General features: G+C 47.3%; 1 pseudogene. It reads right to left on the reverse strand.

The annotated features are described in order from the left end of the window. A pseudogene (locus tag M3080_RS09170) lies at positions 1-539 on the reverse strand (IS256 family transposase); the annotation flags it as partial.

Consider the following 539-nt stretch of genomic DNA (forward strand, 5'->3'; position numbering starts at 1 on the left):
TATCCTCTGGGTAGTTAAACATCGTGATGAGATGATCCCAATGACGGCGCCATTGCTCGACAATCACCGGATACTTATCCTTCCAATCCGCATCAAATTGCTCAAGGGCTTCCAAGGCTTGTTGTTCGGTTGCCGCTTGATAAATCGTGCGTAACTGCGCAGCTACACGCTTGTAGTCTTTCCAACTGACAAAGCGCATGCTGTTGCGAACCATATGAACACGCACAATTGAACTTGAGTATTTGGATAGACAGCCTCAATGGCCTCAGAGAAGCCTTTCAGACCGTTAATGCAAGCGATCAAAATATCTTCCCCCGGTTCTTAAGCTCGGTTAAAACCGATAGCCGGAACTTGGCCCCTTCATTTTCCGCCAACCACAGACCCAATAGTTCTTTGTTACCGGACAAATTGATCCCCAATGCGACAAAGATGGCTTTGTTGACCACTCGTTGATTGTCGGGGACTTTGACAACGATACAGTCCATGAAAACGACCGGATAGACCGCATCCAAGGAACGATTTTGCCACTGGATAACTTC

This window comes from Parasutterella secunda (assembly GCF_023336895.1).
GTDB lineage: Bacteria > Pseudomonadota > Gammaproteobacteria > Burkholderiales > Burkholderiaceae_F > Aphodousia > Aphodousia faecalis.